Below are 1691 nucleotides of genomic sequence, written 5' to 3'. Positions count from 1 at the left end.
GTCCCGGCCGGCCGCTACGGGCGAGCGCCCGGCCCCGGACGAACGCTCCACTGCCGGGCGCGAACTCGCCGGGCCGCACCGGGCGACGGCACCGGTGGACACCGGAGCGCCAGCCACCCTCGACGCGCTCACCACATGCTTCGGGCTCAGCCCCTTCGAACGCGAGGTGGTCCTGCTCGCCGCCGCAGCGGAGCTGGAGCCGACCACCGCCGGCCGCTGTGCCGCGGCGAGCGGCGACCCGGAGCGCGCCCATCCGTCCTTCTCACTCGCGCTCGCCGCGCTCACCGAACCGCACTGGAGCGCCCTGACACCGGTGGCACCCCTGCGGCGCTGGCGGCTTGTCGAGCTCGACGACGAGTCACGACTGACCACCTCGCGCCTCCGCCTGGACGAGCGCATCCTGCACTTCCTGGCCGGCTCCCCCTACCTCGACGCCCGGCTGCACGGGCTGCTGCGCCGGGCACCGGTCCCCGACTCCCTCCCCGCCTCCTACGACCTCGCGGCGGAGCGGGTCGGTGCGGGCTGGTCGGGCTCCGGATCCGATGCCCCCCTGCGCGTCGAGCTCGTGGGCGGTGACCTGCGCACCCGCGCGGACATCGCCGCCACCGCCGCGCGCCGCTCCGGGCTCGGCCTCTACACGATGGCCGCCGACGACGTTCCCACCGACGCGGCCGAGCGCGACCGCCTCGCCCGCCTCTGGCAGCGTGAGGCGATCATGCTGCCCGCCGCACTCCTGCTGGAGGTCGGTGAGCTGGAGCGCGACCAGGCCGCCGCCGTCGACGCGTTCGTCACCGGTGCCGCCGTGCCGCTGATCGTCTCCAGCCCGGATCCGCGGCAGACGGGCCATGCCCGCGGCGAGCGGGTCACCGTGCCATCGCTCGACGACGAGGAGCAGCTCGGGCTGTGGGCCGACGCGTTCGCTTCCGTCCCGGAGCTGGAGGAGGAGCATCTGCGCGGCCTGGTCGCCCAGTTCTCACTGCCCCCGCATGCCGTACGGTCGGCCGCCGCGGCCGTCTGCCGTGACCTTCCGGGTGAGGACCAGATGGAGGCCGCCGAACTCGCCTGGCGGGCCGGGCTCACCGAGGCCCGGATGGGCCTGGACGAGCTGGGGCGGCGGATCGAGCCGGAGGCCGGCTGGAGCGATCTGGTGCTCCACGAGCGGCAGTTGCGGATTCTGCGCGAGATCGTCGCGCACGTACGGCAGCGGGGCACAGTGCACCAGGAGTGGGGTTTCGCGCAGACGCTGCGCCGTGGCCTCGGCGTGACCGCGCTCTTCGCGGGCGGTTCGGGCACCGGCAAGACCCTGGCCGCCGAGGTGATGGCGAGGGAACTCAATCTCGACCTGTTCATCATCGATCTCTCGCAGGTGGTCTCCAAGTACATCGGCGAGACGGAGAAGAACCTGCGCAAGGTCTTCGACGCCGCCGAACGCGGCGGCGCCCTGCTCCTCTTCGACGAGGCGGACGCGCTGTTCGGGAAGCGCAGCGAGGTCAAGGACAGCCACGACCGCTACGCCAACCTGGAAGTCAGCTACCTGCTGATGCGGATGGAGGCCTACCGGGGACTGGCCATCCTGACGACGAACATGAAGAAGGCCCTCGACCCGGCCTTCATGCGCCGCATCCGCTTCGTCGTCGACTTCCCCTTCCCCGGCGAAAGCGAACGCGCCGAGATCTGGCGCCGGGTGCTGC

Annotated in this window: 1 protein-coding gene; it reads left to right on the top strand. The window is 72.7% G+C overall.

Translation table 11 applies throughout. From position 1 onward, the window contains the following. A partial coding sequence (locus ACRDP3_RS25125) for an ATP-binding protein (protein WP_431519279.1) occupies nucleotides 1–1691 on the top strand: 1691 nt, incomplete at both ends.

The sequence above is a fragment of the Streptomyces sp. genome (assembly GCF_050698815.1).
In the GTDB taxonomy this organism is placed as follows: Bacteria; Actinomycetota; Actinomycetes; order Streptomycetales; family Streptomycetaceae; genus Streptomyces.
Note: the sequence above shows the minus strand (reverse complement) of the source record. Positions and strands in the feature narration are given on the sequence as shown.